The organism is Bacteroidia bacterium (assembly GCA_040880525.1).
Lineage (GTDB): Bacteria > Bacteroidota > Bacteroidia > CAILMK01 > JBBDIG01 > JBBDIG01.
In genome coordinates this window covers 1-15,786 of sequence record JBBDIG010000037.1, presented here as the reverse complement: position 1 = coordinate 15,786, position 15,786 = coordinate 1, and the positions used below count along the sequence as shown (strand labels likewise).

Here is a 15,786-nt window from a genome sequence, read left to right as displayed (position 1 = left end):
CAATCCTTCATTCCATGAAATATAAACCGCAAAAAATAAAGGATTTGCTAAAAGACCGGAAGCTGAAGGCCACGCCAACCAGGGTGGAAGTGCTGTCCATTATTTCAGGGTTTGAAAGTGCAGTACCGCATTCCGAAATCCAAAAATCACTACAGGATTATGACCGCATCACGCTCTATCGAACACTTAACGCGCTGATGGACAAAGGAATTATTCACAAGGCATTATCAGACGAAAATGAGACTTTTTATGCGCTCTGCACCAACCAGTGTACTACAATAAACCACAATCATAAACATATCCATTTTAAGTGTATAAGCTGCCAGGAAGTAACCTGCCTCCAGGCTGAGCACCCGGTGAATATTTCTGTTCCTGATTATATAATACATACTATTGAAATTGCCGCCACCGGCCTCTGCCAGAAATGTATCCGTTAATTCAAAATAATCGTAATTCACCGGGCGGAAGCCCGGAGTTACATGGCTGACAAAGATGGCCCGGCAACCAAAATCGGCATAAATCGCTACCGTATGCTTTAGTTGCTTTTATCCCTTACTTTAGCCCAAAAAAAACCATGATTTTCAAACTTCATATTTCGCTGGACTATACTGATCCGCTGGTTTGGCGCAGGTTGCTGGTTCCCTCAGCCAATTTCTCGCAACTACATTGGATCATTCAGCATGCCTTCGGCTGGGAGAATTCCCATCTCTATGAATTTACCATTGTTCAGGATGGTGAAAGCGTTTCGATAGGGCCGCCCAATGAAGAATTTCCTGATGTGGTGGCTGCCGCTAAAGTGCCATTGAGAAAATACCTGACTAAGCCGGGTCAGGAGGTGAGCTACCTCTACGACTTCGGTGATTCCTGGGAGCATACGATCAAATTAGAGGAGATTTCCCGGCATAGCCTGAAAGTGCCGCTGTGCATAGATGGAGGTGGCGCATGCCCTCCGGAGGATATAGGCGCAATACCCGGATATTATGAATGGGTCGAAGCCGTAAATGATCCCAAGCATCCTGAACACCAGGAAATGCGTGAATGGCATGGAATGAAACGTGGCGCAAAATGGGATGTAGCGCATTTTGACGTAATAGAGCCTAACGCACGTCTTCAGTGAAGCAGTGAGCAGTGAAATAGTGAATTTCGATTTGCTTACTGGTATCTGACAATTGATAACCGATAAATATTCAAATCTATGCCTGTAACTTTTTCTAAGAGTCAAGCAATTAAATACCTGAAGCAGAAATCGCGGTCGCTCCCCGTGCATGATTGTTTAGTGACTGCTAACTGGCCGGAAACAGGACTGGCTACCTGTTTGATCAGCCGCCAGATGCCGGGTGGCAATTTCATTTTTGCCATTTTTCTGCTGGATACGTTTTGCCTGGGAGTTAAAAATGCCATGTATAACCTGAATCTGATACCCAGGGATTATAAAGAAATGAAAGAACGCGTTATACAGCAATCAGGGGGGAAGATTATAGAAGTTGATATTCACTATTTTCACAACCTGGTTTATGGTGCGGTTGACTTTGCCGAAATATATGGATTCAAGCCGCATAAGGACTTTGCCATTGCCGAATACCTGCTGGATCCAGACCTGATCACGGAGGGGATTGATGAACTGGAATTCGGACTTTCGGGGAAGCCTCACTATATCCGTGGCCCTCATGAATCAGACGCTGATGTGAAGCGTATCCTTAAAACCTTGGAGAGAACCGCAGGAAAGGCCAATTTTACAAAGACCATCACTGATTAACTGATCACTGAACGACTTCTCCGCAAGTCAATTTGCCATTCTTTTTGACCTGACTTCCAGTCAATAAACAGATATCCTGAAAAACTTTACATACTGAACTCGGAACGTTGAACGACCGAACACAAAACACGGAACCCAGAACCAACCTGTCGTAATGATTCGACAAATTATAGATAGTTTTGTCGAACAGAAAAGACATTTATATGGAGGTTTTGTGGTCAAGGCTTTCCTGGCAATAGATGATGTCGGAACCGGATTTAATAAAAAAATACCGCTGTGGCTGTTTGGATTTTTGTGTTAAAATAGTGGAAACAGTAAACACGATGAACGGTAAACGGTGAACATTGAACGATGAACTGTGAAACCATGCCTGGACACTGAACTCTGAACTCTAAACTCTGAACACTAATCTCTACACCCTTTTCCACCGCAAAGGAATGCGCAAAGAACGTTGAGAAAGTAATGTACAATACACCTGCTGATGCAAAACTCAAAACAACTCACTGCCTGAAGGCTTTAGTATTCCTTAGCTTGCCTCATATCTAATCAGCAAGCACAAGAAATAAAAACTGCCTGTTAAAAAATAATTGACTTAATTAAAATTAAATCTTATGAATATCTCCTTAAATTTATTTCAAAGAGGTGAAACGCTTGCCCAGATGTTTGGCTTCAGCTTCTTCCTCCATTGACATTATTGCAGGTTTCCGGTTTGGCCCATTTCCAACCGGGAATTTTCGATAGGTGAATCATTCACTAAAATCATCTATTATTGCGCTATCAATTTCATTTAATAATATAATCTCATGATAAAACACTTGACAATTCTTGCTTGCTTACTGGCTTTATCTAATGGCCTTTATGCGCAATGGGACACGATCAGCACGTTTAACCAGGTGATCTCCGATTTGCAGACCCATGATGGTAAATTATTTTTAGGCGGAGGCTTTACCAAAAATGAAGACCAGACTTGTAATTGGTCGGCTTACTACAACGGAAATTTTATAACCCGCCACACTGCGCTTATTGGCGGTTCGGGAATCAGACAAATGGCGGAATTCAATGGGGAACTTTATAGTGTTGGCGCCCTGCATATTGGTTTTGGCACCGGTGTGTCACTGTGGGATGGAAGCACATGGGTAGACGGGGGTTCTACCAATTACAGCCACTCAGTGATTTATGCTGATGAAAATGATCTTTACGTGGTGAGCGATGACGATATCGTCAGAAAGAAAACTGGTACAGGAACTTTTGAACACCTTATGACGAAGCCTATTTCGGCCATTGTACGATATAAAGACGATCTCATTTTTGCCGGAAATTTTGACTCCATCAATGGGGTGATGGCCAAAGGGATTGCCGCGTGGGACGGAACAACCTGGCGGCCGTTGGCAGGTGGCACTTCAGGTGGCATCGGAAACATGATCGTTTATAAAGACGAGCTATATGTTTCCGGATCAATAAATAATGCAGGAGGGGTTTCGGTAAAGCGCATCGCTAAATGGGACGGTACCGAATGGTTTGACGTAGGAGGCGGCATTACGGGAAATTCGTTCAATGGCATACGGGATATGGCCGTTTACCGGGATCATTTGATTATTGTGGGCGATTTTGATGAAGTTGGGAGCAGCAGTATGGAAAATGTTGCCATGTGGGATGGCAGCACATGGAAAGGCCTTGACCTGGGATTCTCTTTTCCTAACTGTGTGGAAGTGTACGATGACAAATTATATGTCGGCACATTCGATTTTGATAGAACGCATCTGCTTCGATATGCCGGTGACATTGCCGGAACCGGAGCATCCGAAAGAATGCGAAATATCAGCATCTACCCAAACCCGGTTAATGAGGTTATCAATATAAATATAGAAATAGCCGGGACGGAAAATATACAGATCCAGGTGATGGACATGCTCGGCAAAGTGATGCTGCGCGAGGAAATTACCCTCGCGGCACAAGCATCAATTAATTGCAGTGCACTGAAACCCGGCACTTATATTTTATGGATTTCGGATGGTACAAATGATGGAACCGTGCGAAGGAAGCTGATTAAAATATAGGTTGCGGTTCCCGTAACGGCCAGACGGGCTTCACTTCCATTAGATATCGTAAATAATATAAACCACGATTTACTGTTATGATCTCTTCGTTTTTGATTATTGAGAGCTACAAATAAATCGTGAGGTGATCTTGGCCCTTAAGAATAATTCGGGGTTGAAAGATCCATGAGGAATTGAACCTGAATAAATTTTAGCGGAAAAGAAGGTTTGACTTTTTTAATTTTATGATTATAAAATTTTGGCTATAAAAGCACAACGCATTACCAGGGTCTGGTAATGCGTTGTGCTAAACTGATCCTGATCAGGTATCCTACTTAATCTGGATTTTCTTATTTCCTATTATCTGACCACTGGCATTTTTTAAATTAACAAAATAAATACCGGGTAAAGTATTGTCAGGAATAGAAATGGAAAACTTGTCCATCCGGGGAGATTCCATCTTTTCTTCATAAATAACCTGTCCCATTAAATTGATTATGTGTACCGAATTAATGGCCGCTGATGAACTCAATTCAATATTCAGGTCACTTCCTTTATTTACCGGATTAGGTCCCAAAGTCAGGTCATTGGCTGCAAATTCTTCTACGGAAGATTGTTCATCGCCCAGCGCTGCGGCACCTGGCCGGTAGACAAGATTTGCTACTGCAGAGCCTTCTATGTCCAGGCTCAGCACAGGAGAGCCGAATCCGGGAGCATAGATCACATAAAAACTATCTGCTGCAACTGCTCCCTGCGTAAGTCCGAATGCTGCCATTAGGGGCGCGGGGGCGGGTGATCCACCCAAGAAAGTACTGTCGGTCGCGATTCTTACAACGCGGATCAGCAGCCCCTTAAATGGCTTGGAAGGTGACCCGTCAGCGCGTGGGATAACAACCTTTCCTTCGCCAACCACATCGCGATCTTGAGTAAAGTAGCGTACATATTTTCCTGGTGCTTTATTCAGACCAAAGGCGGCCACCGTCAATTCGTAATCAATGAACTGCTCATACGCCATTGACCATTGATTTTGGTAGCTAACCGGAAACTTAAGCTGATTATACGTTCCGGGATAAATGTAGCTGCCACCGACAAAGCGCAACGAATCATTCGCTCCACCGGTGCTGGAAGCAATTGAATAGGTAACATCGGTAATGTCTCGTCCTATTGGATACCATCCATCGGCATCCAGGGCCTCGTACTCCTCGCTCTGAATAAAATATCCCTGAAATGTCAGGTTCCGGCTTCTGTAATTCAGGGCATTGGGATAGTTTGAATTCGCTGAGGCATCCATGTATGTACTAACGCCAATAGTGTCCTCTGTAGCAGCAGAGTATTCCCACACTTGATCTGTACCATGCGCTGGAGAAATAAATGATGAGTTAGCAGCAATTACAAATGTGTCCACGAAGTCAGCAGCTCTGGGGAAATCAGATTGAGACATCGTGACTTGAGAGAATGCCTCGGAACTCAACCCTATCATGCAAATCAGCAGAAATAGGCTGGTGTTAAGTTTTTTCATGTTAGTGTTTTGATTAATTGGTTAAAAAAAGGAAACATTAATTGTGCAATGTTAATCATAATATCTCTATTGCATACCCGTGGTTTCATAATAAATTATTTTATAGGATAAATTATAAAAATGCGGCACGAATTACAACCTAAATTATATTAAACAAATAAATAAGATTTTCCTTAATACTGGCCTTGCTTCTTTATCATTTTAAAAATAATAATTAGCAAACCCGTATAAATCCCTATAAATTATAGCTGACAAATTTCCCTTTAAATTCAAGATATGAGTTCTTAATTAAAAGGAATAGAAAAATCGACCTGCGATAGCGCAGATACATTATATTTCCCACTCCTCACAATAACTTTTTCCACCGATCGTGATTAACTGATCTTCTACGTTTCATTTCTGCTTGCAATCTTTGCGGGATGACTGAAACGATGGACTTTGCAGGCAAAATAGACAAGCTCCTCAATAAGAGTGCTCCCAAGCAAACTCTTGAGAAAGGAATCCTCATTTTTTTTTCAAAGAAGGTGAATATGGAGCGGGTAAACTGGAACTCAGGAACGGCCAGCTTTAAGGTGCAGGGAACGAACCTGTACACCGTGAAATTATGGTTTTCTACCAGGAAGAAGTTTTCCTTGCTTCATTATGAATGCACTTGTCCTTATCCCATGACACCGTGTAAACACCAGGTGGCTGCCCTCTTCGCGCTGCAAAATGCATGGAAAGAAAAAGAGGGCGCGTCAGGGAATCTCCGAGTTCTCCCTGACAGCCAAGAATCCGCTCCTGATGCCATTCCTGAAAAAGGTAGCGTAAGGCTTACCATGAAAAATAAAAATACTATGCATCCGGCATCAAAACCATACCTGATTCCGGACCTTAGCAGCCTTACCCAATCAGACTTGTACAATCACGTTGCTTCTGCAAGCAGAGACCCTGATGCCCTGGAAGAATATTCCCTGACCTTCAGGCCGCACACCATCTTTGCGCAAGCGGCATTTATTTCAGGCTGGAGATCGCGGGAAACCTTTGAGGTGGTGCTGAAACAGCAGGAGAATGACTTGGCAGTAACCTGTTCCTGCAACCGAAAAGTGAAAAAGCTTTGTCTCCACGGCTATAGCGTGCTATACGAATTAATGGAAACCCGCGAGCTATTTCTTAAAATGCTTAACCCTGATCTTCTTGCTATTGACGCCAAAAGAATAATGGAGAGATTAGGCTTGCCCGCTGATGAGAATTGGGAGAAATTCCTGGCCATGCAATATGATGAAGACGGACTTCAATTTATCCCCACCGGGAAGTACAAAGGGCTAAGTAACCCGAATCACTTTAATCAGGAACTGCTTTCGGCAATAGTAGAAGGAAAGCCTGAAAAGGAATTACAGATCCCATCCCCGCAGGAAGTTTACCATCAGGGATATTGCTTCTTTTCCGACCCTGAGACAAAGGGACTCTCTATTGTTCCTATAGCCGGAGTATTAGGGCCTGCCGGAAAGAGTTTTCAGAAAAAAATAAAACCGGTAGAAAAGGTAGCTGATGTAGGAATATTAGAATATGAGGATACTGATTTTCCGCTGATGAAGGTTACCAGGCGGCTTCGGCATCATAGCTTTAATTCCCGGGAGCAGGAGGATGTTTTCAGCGAACGGTTCCATCTGCTTCACTCAGTTGCCGATGTTTTAGAGAACCATCCCAGGCTTTATATTTACCAGGGTGCAAATAATCCCCAATTCCATGTTTCTAAAAAAGACCTGAAACCGGTGAAGATGGTATGTTCCAGCCCTCCGGTGAAAATGGTGCTCACGGAAGAAGATGGCTTTATCACGGCCTCTCCGCATCTTTTTATCAATAACCGGTTGCACCCGCTTCGCTCCCCCCAGGTACACTCGTACGAGTCCCTTTGCCTGGAGTTTGGAGATACACTGTACCTGCACTCCTCCCTGCGCGAAACACTGGCCTTTGAAGTGATGCTGCGAAATGAGCCGGTGATGTGCGCCACCGCTAAATTTCCGGAAATGGCTGCCAATTACCTGGCTAAATTGGCTCCAAAATATGAAATAGATTTCAGTGGTATTTCATCATTTAATATTGAAACTAAAAAACTAAGTCCTGTGCAACGGTCCATTTATTTATCAGAAGTAGGCAATTTCGTAATATTTAAGCCGGTGGTACAATACAAAAAGAATCACCAGGTAGAGGTGCTTTCAGGCCATGATGTGGTGGACGTGGTAAAGGGCAAAAGCATAAGAAAACTGCAGCGCGACAGGGAATTTGAACTGCATTTTCTCAACGATTTCCGGCAATTGCATCCGGTTTTTGAAATACAGCAGCGGAGCGATTTTTTTCATTTGACTTTTGAAGATTTCTCAGCCGGGCAGTGGTTCCTGAAGGCTTTTCCTAAAATGCAGGAAATGGGTATTGAAGTTTTTGGCTGGAAGGAAATGAAGAATTTCAAAGTAAATCCTCATCCGCCAAAAATATCCTTTAGCGTGAACCATAAAACCGACTGGTTTGAGGCCAAAGCGGAGATCGTTATTGGTGACACCCGCATTTCGCTGGCCAACCTCAAAAAGAGATTTTCTCCTGCTGATGGATACGTGAAACTGGATGACGGAACAATGGGCATGTTGCCGGAAGAATGGGTAAAGAAACTGGAAAGTATTTTTCAGCACAGCGATATAAAAGGCAACAAACTGAAAATCTCCGATAAACTATTCAGCCTTGTGGACGATCTTTTTGATAATATAAATGATGAAGATTCACGGGCATTTATCGAAGAGAAAAAACAAAAATTGTTAAATTTCAACAAAATTCAACAGCAGCCAGTGCCGGAGGGCATTCACGCTACTTTAAGGCATTACCAGGAAGACGGCTACAACTGGCTTTGCTTCCTGGATGAATTCGGTTGGGGCGGCATTCTGGCGGATGATATGGGCCTGGGCAAGACCCTCGAAATGATCACGTTCCTAAAAAAGATACTAGAGAATAACAGCCAAACCAACCTCATAGTAGTGCCCACTTCGCTCCTGTTTAACTGGGAAAACGAATTGAAGAAATTTGCGCCCGACATTAAGGTGCATTTTTATTATGGGCAGGATCGAATTAAAAATACTTCAGAATTTGATCAATACGAAATTATTTTTACCAGCTATGGTCTCATGGCCAATGATATTAAATTACTGAGTGATTATCGTTTTAATTATGTGGTGCTGGATGAATCGCAAGCCATCAAGAATCCTGCTTCGAGGCGGTACAAGGCTGCGCGGCTGCTCCAGGCCAATAACCGCATAACCCTCACCGGTACGCCCATAGAGAACAATACTTTCGACCTGTACGCGCAAATGAGTTTCCTCAATCCCGGTCTGTTGGGCAGTGCCGCTTCTTTCAAGTCAGAATATGCTAAACCGATAGACCAGCAGCGCAATGAAGCAAAAGCCGCCAGCCTGCAGAAGATCATAAATCCGTTTGTATTGAGGCGCACCAAAGAGCAGGTAGCCACGGAACTGCCGGACAAAACCGAGGACATTATTTATTGCGAAATGAAAGCCCCGCAGCGAAAAGTTTATGATGCTTTCAGGAATAATTACCGCAACCGCCTCCTGAAGAAGATTGAGCAGGACGGACTGGCCAAAGCCCGCTTCTCTGTACTGGAGGGGCTTACCAAACTGCGCCAGATCTGCGACACGCCAGAAATATTGAATGAAAAGGAAAAATACGAAGGCCACTCCACCAAAATTGAAGAATTGCTGCGGCACATAAAGGAAAAAACCGGTAACCATAAATTACTAGTATTTTCCCAGTTTGTTCAAATGCTGAAAGTAATAGAACGCAACATTAATAACGAGGGAATTTGCTATGAATATCTGGACGGAAAAAGTTCGGTAAAAGCGCGCCTGCAGAGTGTGCATAATTTCCAAACAGATGCCAATTGCCGCGTATTTCTCATCAGCCTCAAAGCGGGCGGTACCGGCCTCAACCTCACCGCTGCCGACTATGTGTATATTGTAGACCCCTGGTGGAACCCCGCAGTAGAGAACCAGGCCATAGACCGCTGCTACCGCATTGGCCAGGACAAAAAAGTGATCGCCTACCGCATGATCTGCAAAGACACCGTGGAAGAGAAAATCCTCCAACTCCAGGAAAAGAAACGAGCCGTAGCCTCCGAGATCATCTCCACCGATGAGAATGTGCTAAAGCAACTTGGGAAGAAGGATATTATGGGACTGTTTGGGTGATGTAGCTCGTAGTTGCACTACGAGTGGCCCGGGTACGGGCCGCTGCGGGTGGTGATGTTGCAGCAGCTATTCGCTATCGCGAATGTCTCGGAATGCAATTCCGAGCTACATTGGATTCAATGCTGGCTTGCAGTAGGAATGTGGCCAATCTTCCCAGCTTTTGACCAATGCTGCTTTTACCGGATTATTTAGCACATACTTGATTATTCGTTCCAACTCATTTCCATCACGAACGCAGTGATCGTATGATTCAGCTTGCCAGAAGTTGCCAGTGCGGTTCAGCAGCTTGTCTGACTCCCGGGCTGTATGCCGTTTGTGCGATTGCAGGATTCGGAATAGCTCCTTCTCCGGTTTTTCCACAACCAGATGTACATGATTTGGCATAATGCAGAAACTAATGAGCGTCCAATCGCGGCTATCGAGATAATGCAGGCTGTCGACTACAATTTTAGCGATGGCTGGTTCTGAAAGATACGTGGGGCCGCTGTTGGCTTTGTCGAGCAGATTATCAAATAAGCCGAAGTAGCGGGATTGGGCGGTTTTTACTCGCTGTCCCTCATTATTAGCGGAATTCAATTCCGACATATAATCCGCTTTTAATTTGTCCAGCACTTCTAAGGGTATTGAATTAAATAGCCTATAGGTGATGAAGAAGATACCATCCTGAGGCTGGTAATGTGGTAAATTCCGGTGATAATGTTCCTTCGGGTAATACATTGAGCTAAGGTAGTAAATGTAATTCGCAGTTGCACTGCGAGTGGTTCGAAATACGGGACTCTTGCGGGCGGTGATGTTGCAGCAAGTATTCGCTATCACGAATGTCTCGGAATGCGAGTGGCCCGGATACGGGCCACTGCGGGTGGGGTATGGCAACACCTATTCGCGGGCGCGAATAATCGGAATGCAATTCCGATCTACATTGGCGATACCAGCCTCAACCTCATCATGGCTATGGAAAAGGGTTGGCAACTTTATTTTTTCAATATACTTTAGCACTTTTACCAACGAACATTTTTCAATAAAACTGATAATTTTTTGTTTAATAAAGAATGGACAAAAATTCCTTGGTAGGGAGTTACGACTACTAAATGCCCGTTTCGCCCCGCAGCGAGAAATCACTTTGCCTGTACTGGCATGGCAATAAGAAGCACCCTTCATCAAGCGCTTCCAGATAGAGCCACACGCATTTGGCCGCAAATTTTATTTCTCCGTATGGACTCCGACCTCAAGTTCGCCACCGATAAGATGGGCATCAACCAAACTGTTTTTGGTCAATAATAAGACCTGCATTGGATCACGTTAATGCAACCCAACATTGTGCAAGATCACTTATCTTAGCCCAAAAATATTCCATGAAATTATTCAAATTTTTTGCACTGCTGATATTTGTATCGTTTATCGGCATGGCCACCCATGCCCAAGTGAAGATCAATGCATATTTCGATGGCGGTCCCTATAAGGATATGTGCGTGAATCTATCAGGCATGTCAATTCCTGTTCAACATACTCCCCGACAAGACACCATCACTTGTACATTTGAAATAAACAGAGGGTCTGGATTTGTGCCTTTCTCCGACCCTGATCCCCATTTTAAAGTTTATTCGATTGACCCTTGGGGTGCATCCATTCATTTTAATGGGAATGCCGCTGCCATTGATGGTTGGTCCATTCGGGCTATCGTAGGGGCCAAGGGATTCATCAGCGACACCACCGACATCCTGACATTCAGACTTAATAAAAAGGTGGTTGACTATTTTAGCGATACAGCCTCCTGCTACCCGGTGACACTGGACTTTCCACAGCACCAAATACTTGGGTGGACCCTGAACGGAGTAGACACACACGTAACGTCATTAGTTGTATCTACAACCGCAAAAGTGGCGCTATACCTTTTCGACAGCACACAGAGTGATTGTCCCGCAGTGGACACCATTCGTGTGACAATTGAGCAGGTAGGACATGTAAGGGGGAAAGTGACGGCCAGCACCGGTCAGGGTCTTTCCACCTCTAAGTTGTTGATGATACGGCACAACCCTATTGACAGCACTATCGTGGCGGTTGATTCGGTGCTTACCGATCAGCATGGGAATTTCAGCATGTTAGCCCATGATTCCATCTTCTATCTCAAGGCCATTCCTGATTCATCTGCATATCCGAACCAAATTCCGACTTATTCGGACACCACTGCGTTTTTCGTAAATGCCAAACCTTTTTATCTGGACTGTGATTCCATTACCATTGTTAATTTCAGCACACTGGCAGGTGCCAATCCTGGTGGTCCAGGATTTATTGGTGGCACCATCAGCCAGGGCGCCAACAAGAAAAAGGGAGTAGGCGATCCTGTGACCGGGGTAAGGGTAGTGCTGATGAATGCCAATAAAGAACCTGTTGCTTTTGGGGAAACGGATGCGGATGGAAAGTTTTCCTTTTCCAATCTCAGTACCGGCAAGTATTACTTTTTTGTGGATGATCCTAAAATTCAGAATGGAATTGCCCCTTCACTCGAGGTCACATCAGCGGCTTTCCAGTTTCCAGATCTCAGTTTTGTCCTGAACAGCGATCATCTTGTACTGGAATCAATAAGTGGAATTGAAGCGGCTGAAGCAACCTTTTCCATTCATCCCAATCCTTTCCGGGATTTTATAGTGATAGACACACCCAATGATTTGATCAACCGGGTTGAGGTTTATGGAATGGATGGCAGGCTATATTTTGCAAAGGAGATCAAGGGTTCAGCCAATGGCAGGCTGAACATTGATCTTTCCAACCTGGAGGTGGGCAGCTACATTTTACTATTGAAATCCAACAGCCAGGTGTATCGCCAACAAATAAAGAAGATTGATTAGAGTAATTATGGCCAGGACAAAAAGGTAATCGCCTACCGAATGATCTGCAAAGACACCGTAGAAGAGAAAATCCTCCAACTCCTGGAAAAGAAGCGAGCCGTAGCCTCCGAGATCATCTCTACCGATGAGAATGTGCTAAAGCAACTTGGGAAGAAGGATATTATGGGGTTGTTTGGGTGAGGTAGCTCGCAGTTGCACTACGAGTGGCCCGGGTACGGGCCGTTGCGGGTGGTGATGTTGCAACAGGTATTCGCTATCGCGAATAATCGGAATGCAATTCCGATCTACATGGAACCCCGCTGTAGAAAGCCATAGACCGCTGCTACCGTATATGCCAGGACAAAAAGGTTATCGCCTACCGCATGATCTGCAAAGACACCGTTGAAGAAAAAATCCTACAACTTCAGGAAAAGAAACGGGCCGTAGCCTCCGAGATCATCTCCACCGATGAGAACGTGCTAAAGCAGTTGGGGAAGAAGGATATTATGGGGTTGTTTGAGTGAGACACCCTGTACAAGAAAATCACCTCCGATGCCATTGAAGGCTTAGAGTTGGTGGATTTGTACGAGGAAGGATGAAGCTGATGCTGGTAGAATCAGAAGAGTCAATTACAAACGAAGATTTAAACATTGAATCACTATCTTAGCTGCTGATATTAAAGAAATAGAGCATGCGCGGGAATTTGAGTGGTATTTGTCCTTTACGGATGCAGGCAGGATTGCGAAATAGCGGGGGAATAAGAAAGGTTGGGAGTGTAGTGGGCAGGTGGGGTTTAGAGACTAATGGTAATTTAAATGAAGTGTTATAATTGCAGCAAAGACTTTATTAAACGAGAACTCACTAAGGAGCATATTCCTGGACAAAATCTATACATTGACTTTGATTCCCAACATAAGAAAAATCGAATAACTGTTCCTGCCTGCTTTATATGCAATAATAGTTATAGCAAAGGTGATGAAGAATTAAGGAATTGGCTCGGCACAATTAGTGAATTGGGCCAGAGTAATATTTTAACAAAAAAATCAGTCAAATCATTTTTAAGACATGATCCTGACTTTACCCGATTGGTATTTAATGATCAGGGAAAAGTCATTGGCACACAATACAAAAAAGGAGACATAAATTCAGCCCACATCAAGAATTTTAAAGGTTTATTTTACAAGCAATATGGCTTTCCTCTTCCTTTAGATTACAAGATACTTCCATATTATGAAAATGATCGTGTAGAATTAACTGGTTCCATTATTTCTTATCTAAGAACTAATTTTCCCTGGAAATACTCAGGCAGTCCAGATATTTTTCAATACATAATTCAACCATATGTGGAAGTATTGCCAATCAAACCTTTCGGAGATTTACCAATTGATGTAGAAAAAGACTCTCAAATTATCTTGGCAGTTTTCATCTATTTGAATCGTTTAGGGGTATTAATAATGGCAGCCAAGCCATAAAGCACAAACTTTTCATCTAATCTTTCCCAAGGGGCGAGCAGAAACACAGCTTCATCAAGCGCTTCCAGGTGGAGAGGCTCTCAATCGACCACAAATTCGAATTCATGGATGCCGGCTCCGACCTGAAGTTCGTCAACGATAAGGTTGTGTTAGGCGTGGTAAAGCGCGACTACTTTTTGGTATCCTTCGATTGCCCCGATTTGGGCGGCTTGACTTCAGGAATATATGCGCCTCTTTTTTCTAAAGGCTTACTATTGTCATTGCTTTTTTTCTGAGTCACTATATTTTTCTTTTTTAGGTGGTTTAACTGAGGGAATATAACTTCCGCTAGAAACTCGTCCACGATTCACGCGTCCTTGAGGTTTGGGTTTTTTATCTGACATGGTCAAAATATGTTTAGAATTAGAAAAAAAACAAAAGAAGCAATTCCTAAGATAACAATAAAGAAATTGCTGATATTGATTGTTTCTATTTTTGAGTTTTGCTTGTCTATTATTAGATTTAACTCTGGATAGCTAAGTTCTTCATTTTCACATTTAGCAAGATTCTTCAGAGTCTTTCTTAACTTTTCAGTGCTATAAAGATGAGAATAAAGACTTAGAACCAACCCACCCAAAAGGAGAACCCATGCTAAAACGATAACGAATTGAAATTTAGCAGAAGTTAATTCCACTACATTATTAGCCAGCCCCACCGAAACAGCCAACGCCCCAGAAGAGATCGCTACTAATTGCTTATCAAAGCTATCCTGGCTTTTGTCAATTGCATCTTGCAATCTATCTTGATTGTCCATTTCGGTTTCTTCTCACAATTAGGGGACATTCATTAGGCCAATCTCTTTAATTTTACTTCTATTTTATCAACTCCTGTGGGTAAATCGCAACCATTTTGGCATACCTACTCCATTGCCCGCAAGATCGACTTCGATGATCCCGCGGCTCCGACCTAAAATTGGGTTGTAGAAGTATCCTTCAAAGCACTACTGGCATGGCGAGCAGAAAGAAGCACAGCTTCATCAAGCGCGTCCTGGAGGAGCCCGCCCTCCGTTGACCGCAAGTAACTGTAAATCTTAATTTGTATATCTTTGGCAACCAAAACAGCCGCCCATGAACGTTCTCACCAGAATAATCGGATTTCTTTCAATTTTCTTCCTGATAAACTTTGAGTTCCTTGCGGCACAAGAACCTACTTTAAAGGAGACTGAGAATTACATTAATGAAAAAATGAAAGTCCAGACTTGGCGCAAAGGGAAGATAGTGATCAGTCGCAATGGAACTACAAGAATTACGATTTTAGAGAATGGCAAATATCGAGATAGTTCAGTTTACTTTTTTGATATCAAAGATATGAAGATTAGTGAAGTGATAAAAGCCAAAGAAAACGAAGCAGATAAGTACAAAATTATAGTTGAATGTTTAAGTGAAAATTGTATTTTTAGTGAAGAGTTTTGGAGGGGCAAAAGAGAAAGGCAATGGCATGGTTCAAATTATCTATATTACTTTAAAGATGAAGTTGAAGCAAATAAGTTAAGAAAGGCATTGTTAAGAGCCAGAGCGATTTGTTTAAAGTATAAAGATCCCTTTGATTGATTTGTTCCAGAGAAGTACAACTTCATCAAGCGCTTCCAGGTTGAGATGCACTCAATTGGCCGCAAGGATCAGTATATTGTTCCGCCCCCCTTAAATGATCTGTGAAAACAACTGAAAAGGGAACTAAGAAGTTCAACACTAACAGCCCAAATGGGCCGCCAAAAGCGTAAACAGGCATCATTTAATATCTATATAATTTTACCGTTAAAGCTAATGCCGCTCTTGCTACAACAAAATCGTTTTCCATTGTGGTCGCTTGAAACCATTATTAACCAACACTCCAGGCTTTATAGTCAGACTATAAGTAGTGTCTGTCCATAAAGTCGTTTTTTCATCGGTTGGGTTAAGAAACCTATTTTG

14 protein-coding genes are annotated in these 15,786 nt (G+C 43.2%); 11 read left to right on the top strand and 3 right to left on the bottom strand.

The window, feature by feature from the left end:
- Positions 1-14 precede the first annotated feature (14 nt).
- From WD077_10415 to WD077_10400, 4 genes are all read left to right on the top strand, one after another.
- The gene (locus WD077_10415) at positions 15-437 is read left to right on the top strand and encodes a transcriptional repressor (GenBank protein MEX0967642.1); all 423 of its coding nucleotides are present in this window, start codon (positions 15-17) and stop codon (positions 435-437) included.
- 137 nt (positions 438-574) lie between these two features.
- On the top strand, positions 575-1,117 hold the full coding sequence (locus tag WD077_10410) for a plasmid pRiA4b ORF-3 family protein (GenBank protein ID MEX0967641.1): 543 nt from the start codon (positions 575-577) through the stop codon (positions 1,115-1,117).
- A gap of 78 nt (positions 1,118-1,195) precedes the next feature.
- Positions 1,196-1,756: a hypothetical protein gene (locus tag WD077_10405; protein MEX0967640.1), complete on the top strand. Its 561-nt coding sequence runs from the start codon at positions 1,196-1,198 to the stop codon at positions 1,754-1,756.
- Between the two features lie 803 nt (positions 1,757-2,559).
- A complete protein-coding gene (locus WD077_10400) occupies positions 2,560-3,813 on the top strand; it encodes a T9SS type A sorting domain-containing protein (protein MEX0967639.1) in 1,254 nt (417 codons plus the stop codon).
- 310 nt (positions 3,814-4,123) lie between these two features.
- Here WD077_10400 and WD077_10395 read toward each other — a convergent pair whose 3' ends face one another.
- Positions 4,124-5,311: a T9SS type A sorting domain-containing protein gene (locus WD077_10395; GenBank protein ID MEX0967638.1), complete on the bottom strand. Its 1,188-nt coding sequence runs from the start codon at positions 5,309-5,311 to the stop codon at positions 4,124-4,126.
- Between the two features lie 419 nt (positions 5,312-5,730).
- Between WD077_10395 and WD077_10390 the strand changes: the two genes are divergently transcribed.
- On the top strand, positions 5,731-9,540 hold the full coding sequence (locus WD077_10390; protein ID MEX0967637.1) for a DEAD/DEAH box helicase: 3,810 nt from the start codon (positions 5,731-5,733) through the stop codon (positions 9,538-9,540).
- A 105-nt stretch (positions 9,541-9,645) separates the two neighbouring features.
- Here the strand turns inward: WD077_10390 and WD077_10385 are convergent, their stop codons facing one another.
- On the bottom strand, positions 9,646-10,125 hold the full coding sequence (locus WD077_10385; protein MEX0967636.1) for a transposase: 480 nt from the start codon (positions 10,123-10,125) through the stop codon (positions 9,646-9,648).
- Between the two features lie 767 nt (positions 10,126-10,892).
- On the opposite strand from WD077_10385, the gene WD077_10380 reads away from it, so the two are divergent.
- From WD077_10380 to WD077_10360, 5 genes are all read left to right on the top strand, one after another.
- Entirely contained in the window at positions 10,893-12,386 is a 1,494-nt protein-coding gene (locus WD077_10380) for a T9SS type A sorting domain-containing protein (GenBank protein ID MEX0967635.1), read from the top strand.
- A 39-nt stretch (positions 12,387-12,425) separates the two neighbouring features.
- Positions 12,426-12,566 (top strand): hypothetical protein, encoded by a 141-nt coding sequence (locus tag WD077_10375; protein ID MEX0967634.1) that lies wholly within the window; start codon positions 12,426-12,428, stop codon positions 12,564-12,566.
- 182 nt (positions 12,567-12,748) lie between these two features.
- A complete protein-coding gene (locus WD077_10370; GenBank protein MEX0967633.1) occupies positions 12,749-12,889 on the top strand; it encodes a hypothetical protein in 141 nt (46 codons plus the stop codon).
- Between the two features lie 291 nt (positions 12,890-13,180).
- Positions 13,181-13,837 carry a hypothetical protein gene (locus tag WD077_10365; protein ID MEX0967632.1) on the top strand — a complete coding sequence of 219 codons (657 nt, stop codon included), beginning with the start codon at positions 13,181-13,183 and terminating at the stop codon, positions 13,835-13,837.
- A 68-nt stretch (positions 13,838-13,905) separates the two neighbouring features.
- Complete coding sequence (locus tag WD077_10360; protein MEX0967631.1) at positions 13,906-14,112, top strand: hypothetical protein; 207 nt, start codon at positions 13,906-13,908, stop codon at positions 14,110-14,112.
- 110 nt (positions 14,113-14,222) lie between these two features.
- Here WD077_10360 and WD077_10355 read toward each other — a convergent pair whose 3' ends face one another.
- Entirely contained in the window at positions 14,223-14,630 is a 408-nt protein-coding gene (locus WD077_10355; GenBank protein MEX0967630.1) for a hypothetical protein, read from the bottom strand.
- A 313-nt stretch (positions 14,631-14,943) separates the two neighbouring features.
- Here WD077_10355 and WD077_10350 point away from each other — a divergent pair, with 313 nt between their 5' ends.
- Positions 14,944-15,426 carry a hypothetical protein gene (locus tag WD077_10350; protein MEX0967629.1) on the top strand — a complete coding sequence of 161 codons (483 nt, stop codon included), beginning with the start codon at positions 14,944-14,946 and terminating at the stop codon, positions 15,424-15,426.
- Positions 15,427-15,786 lie beyond the last annotated feature (360 nt).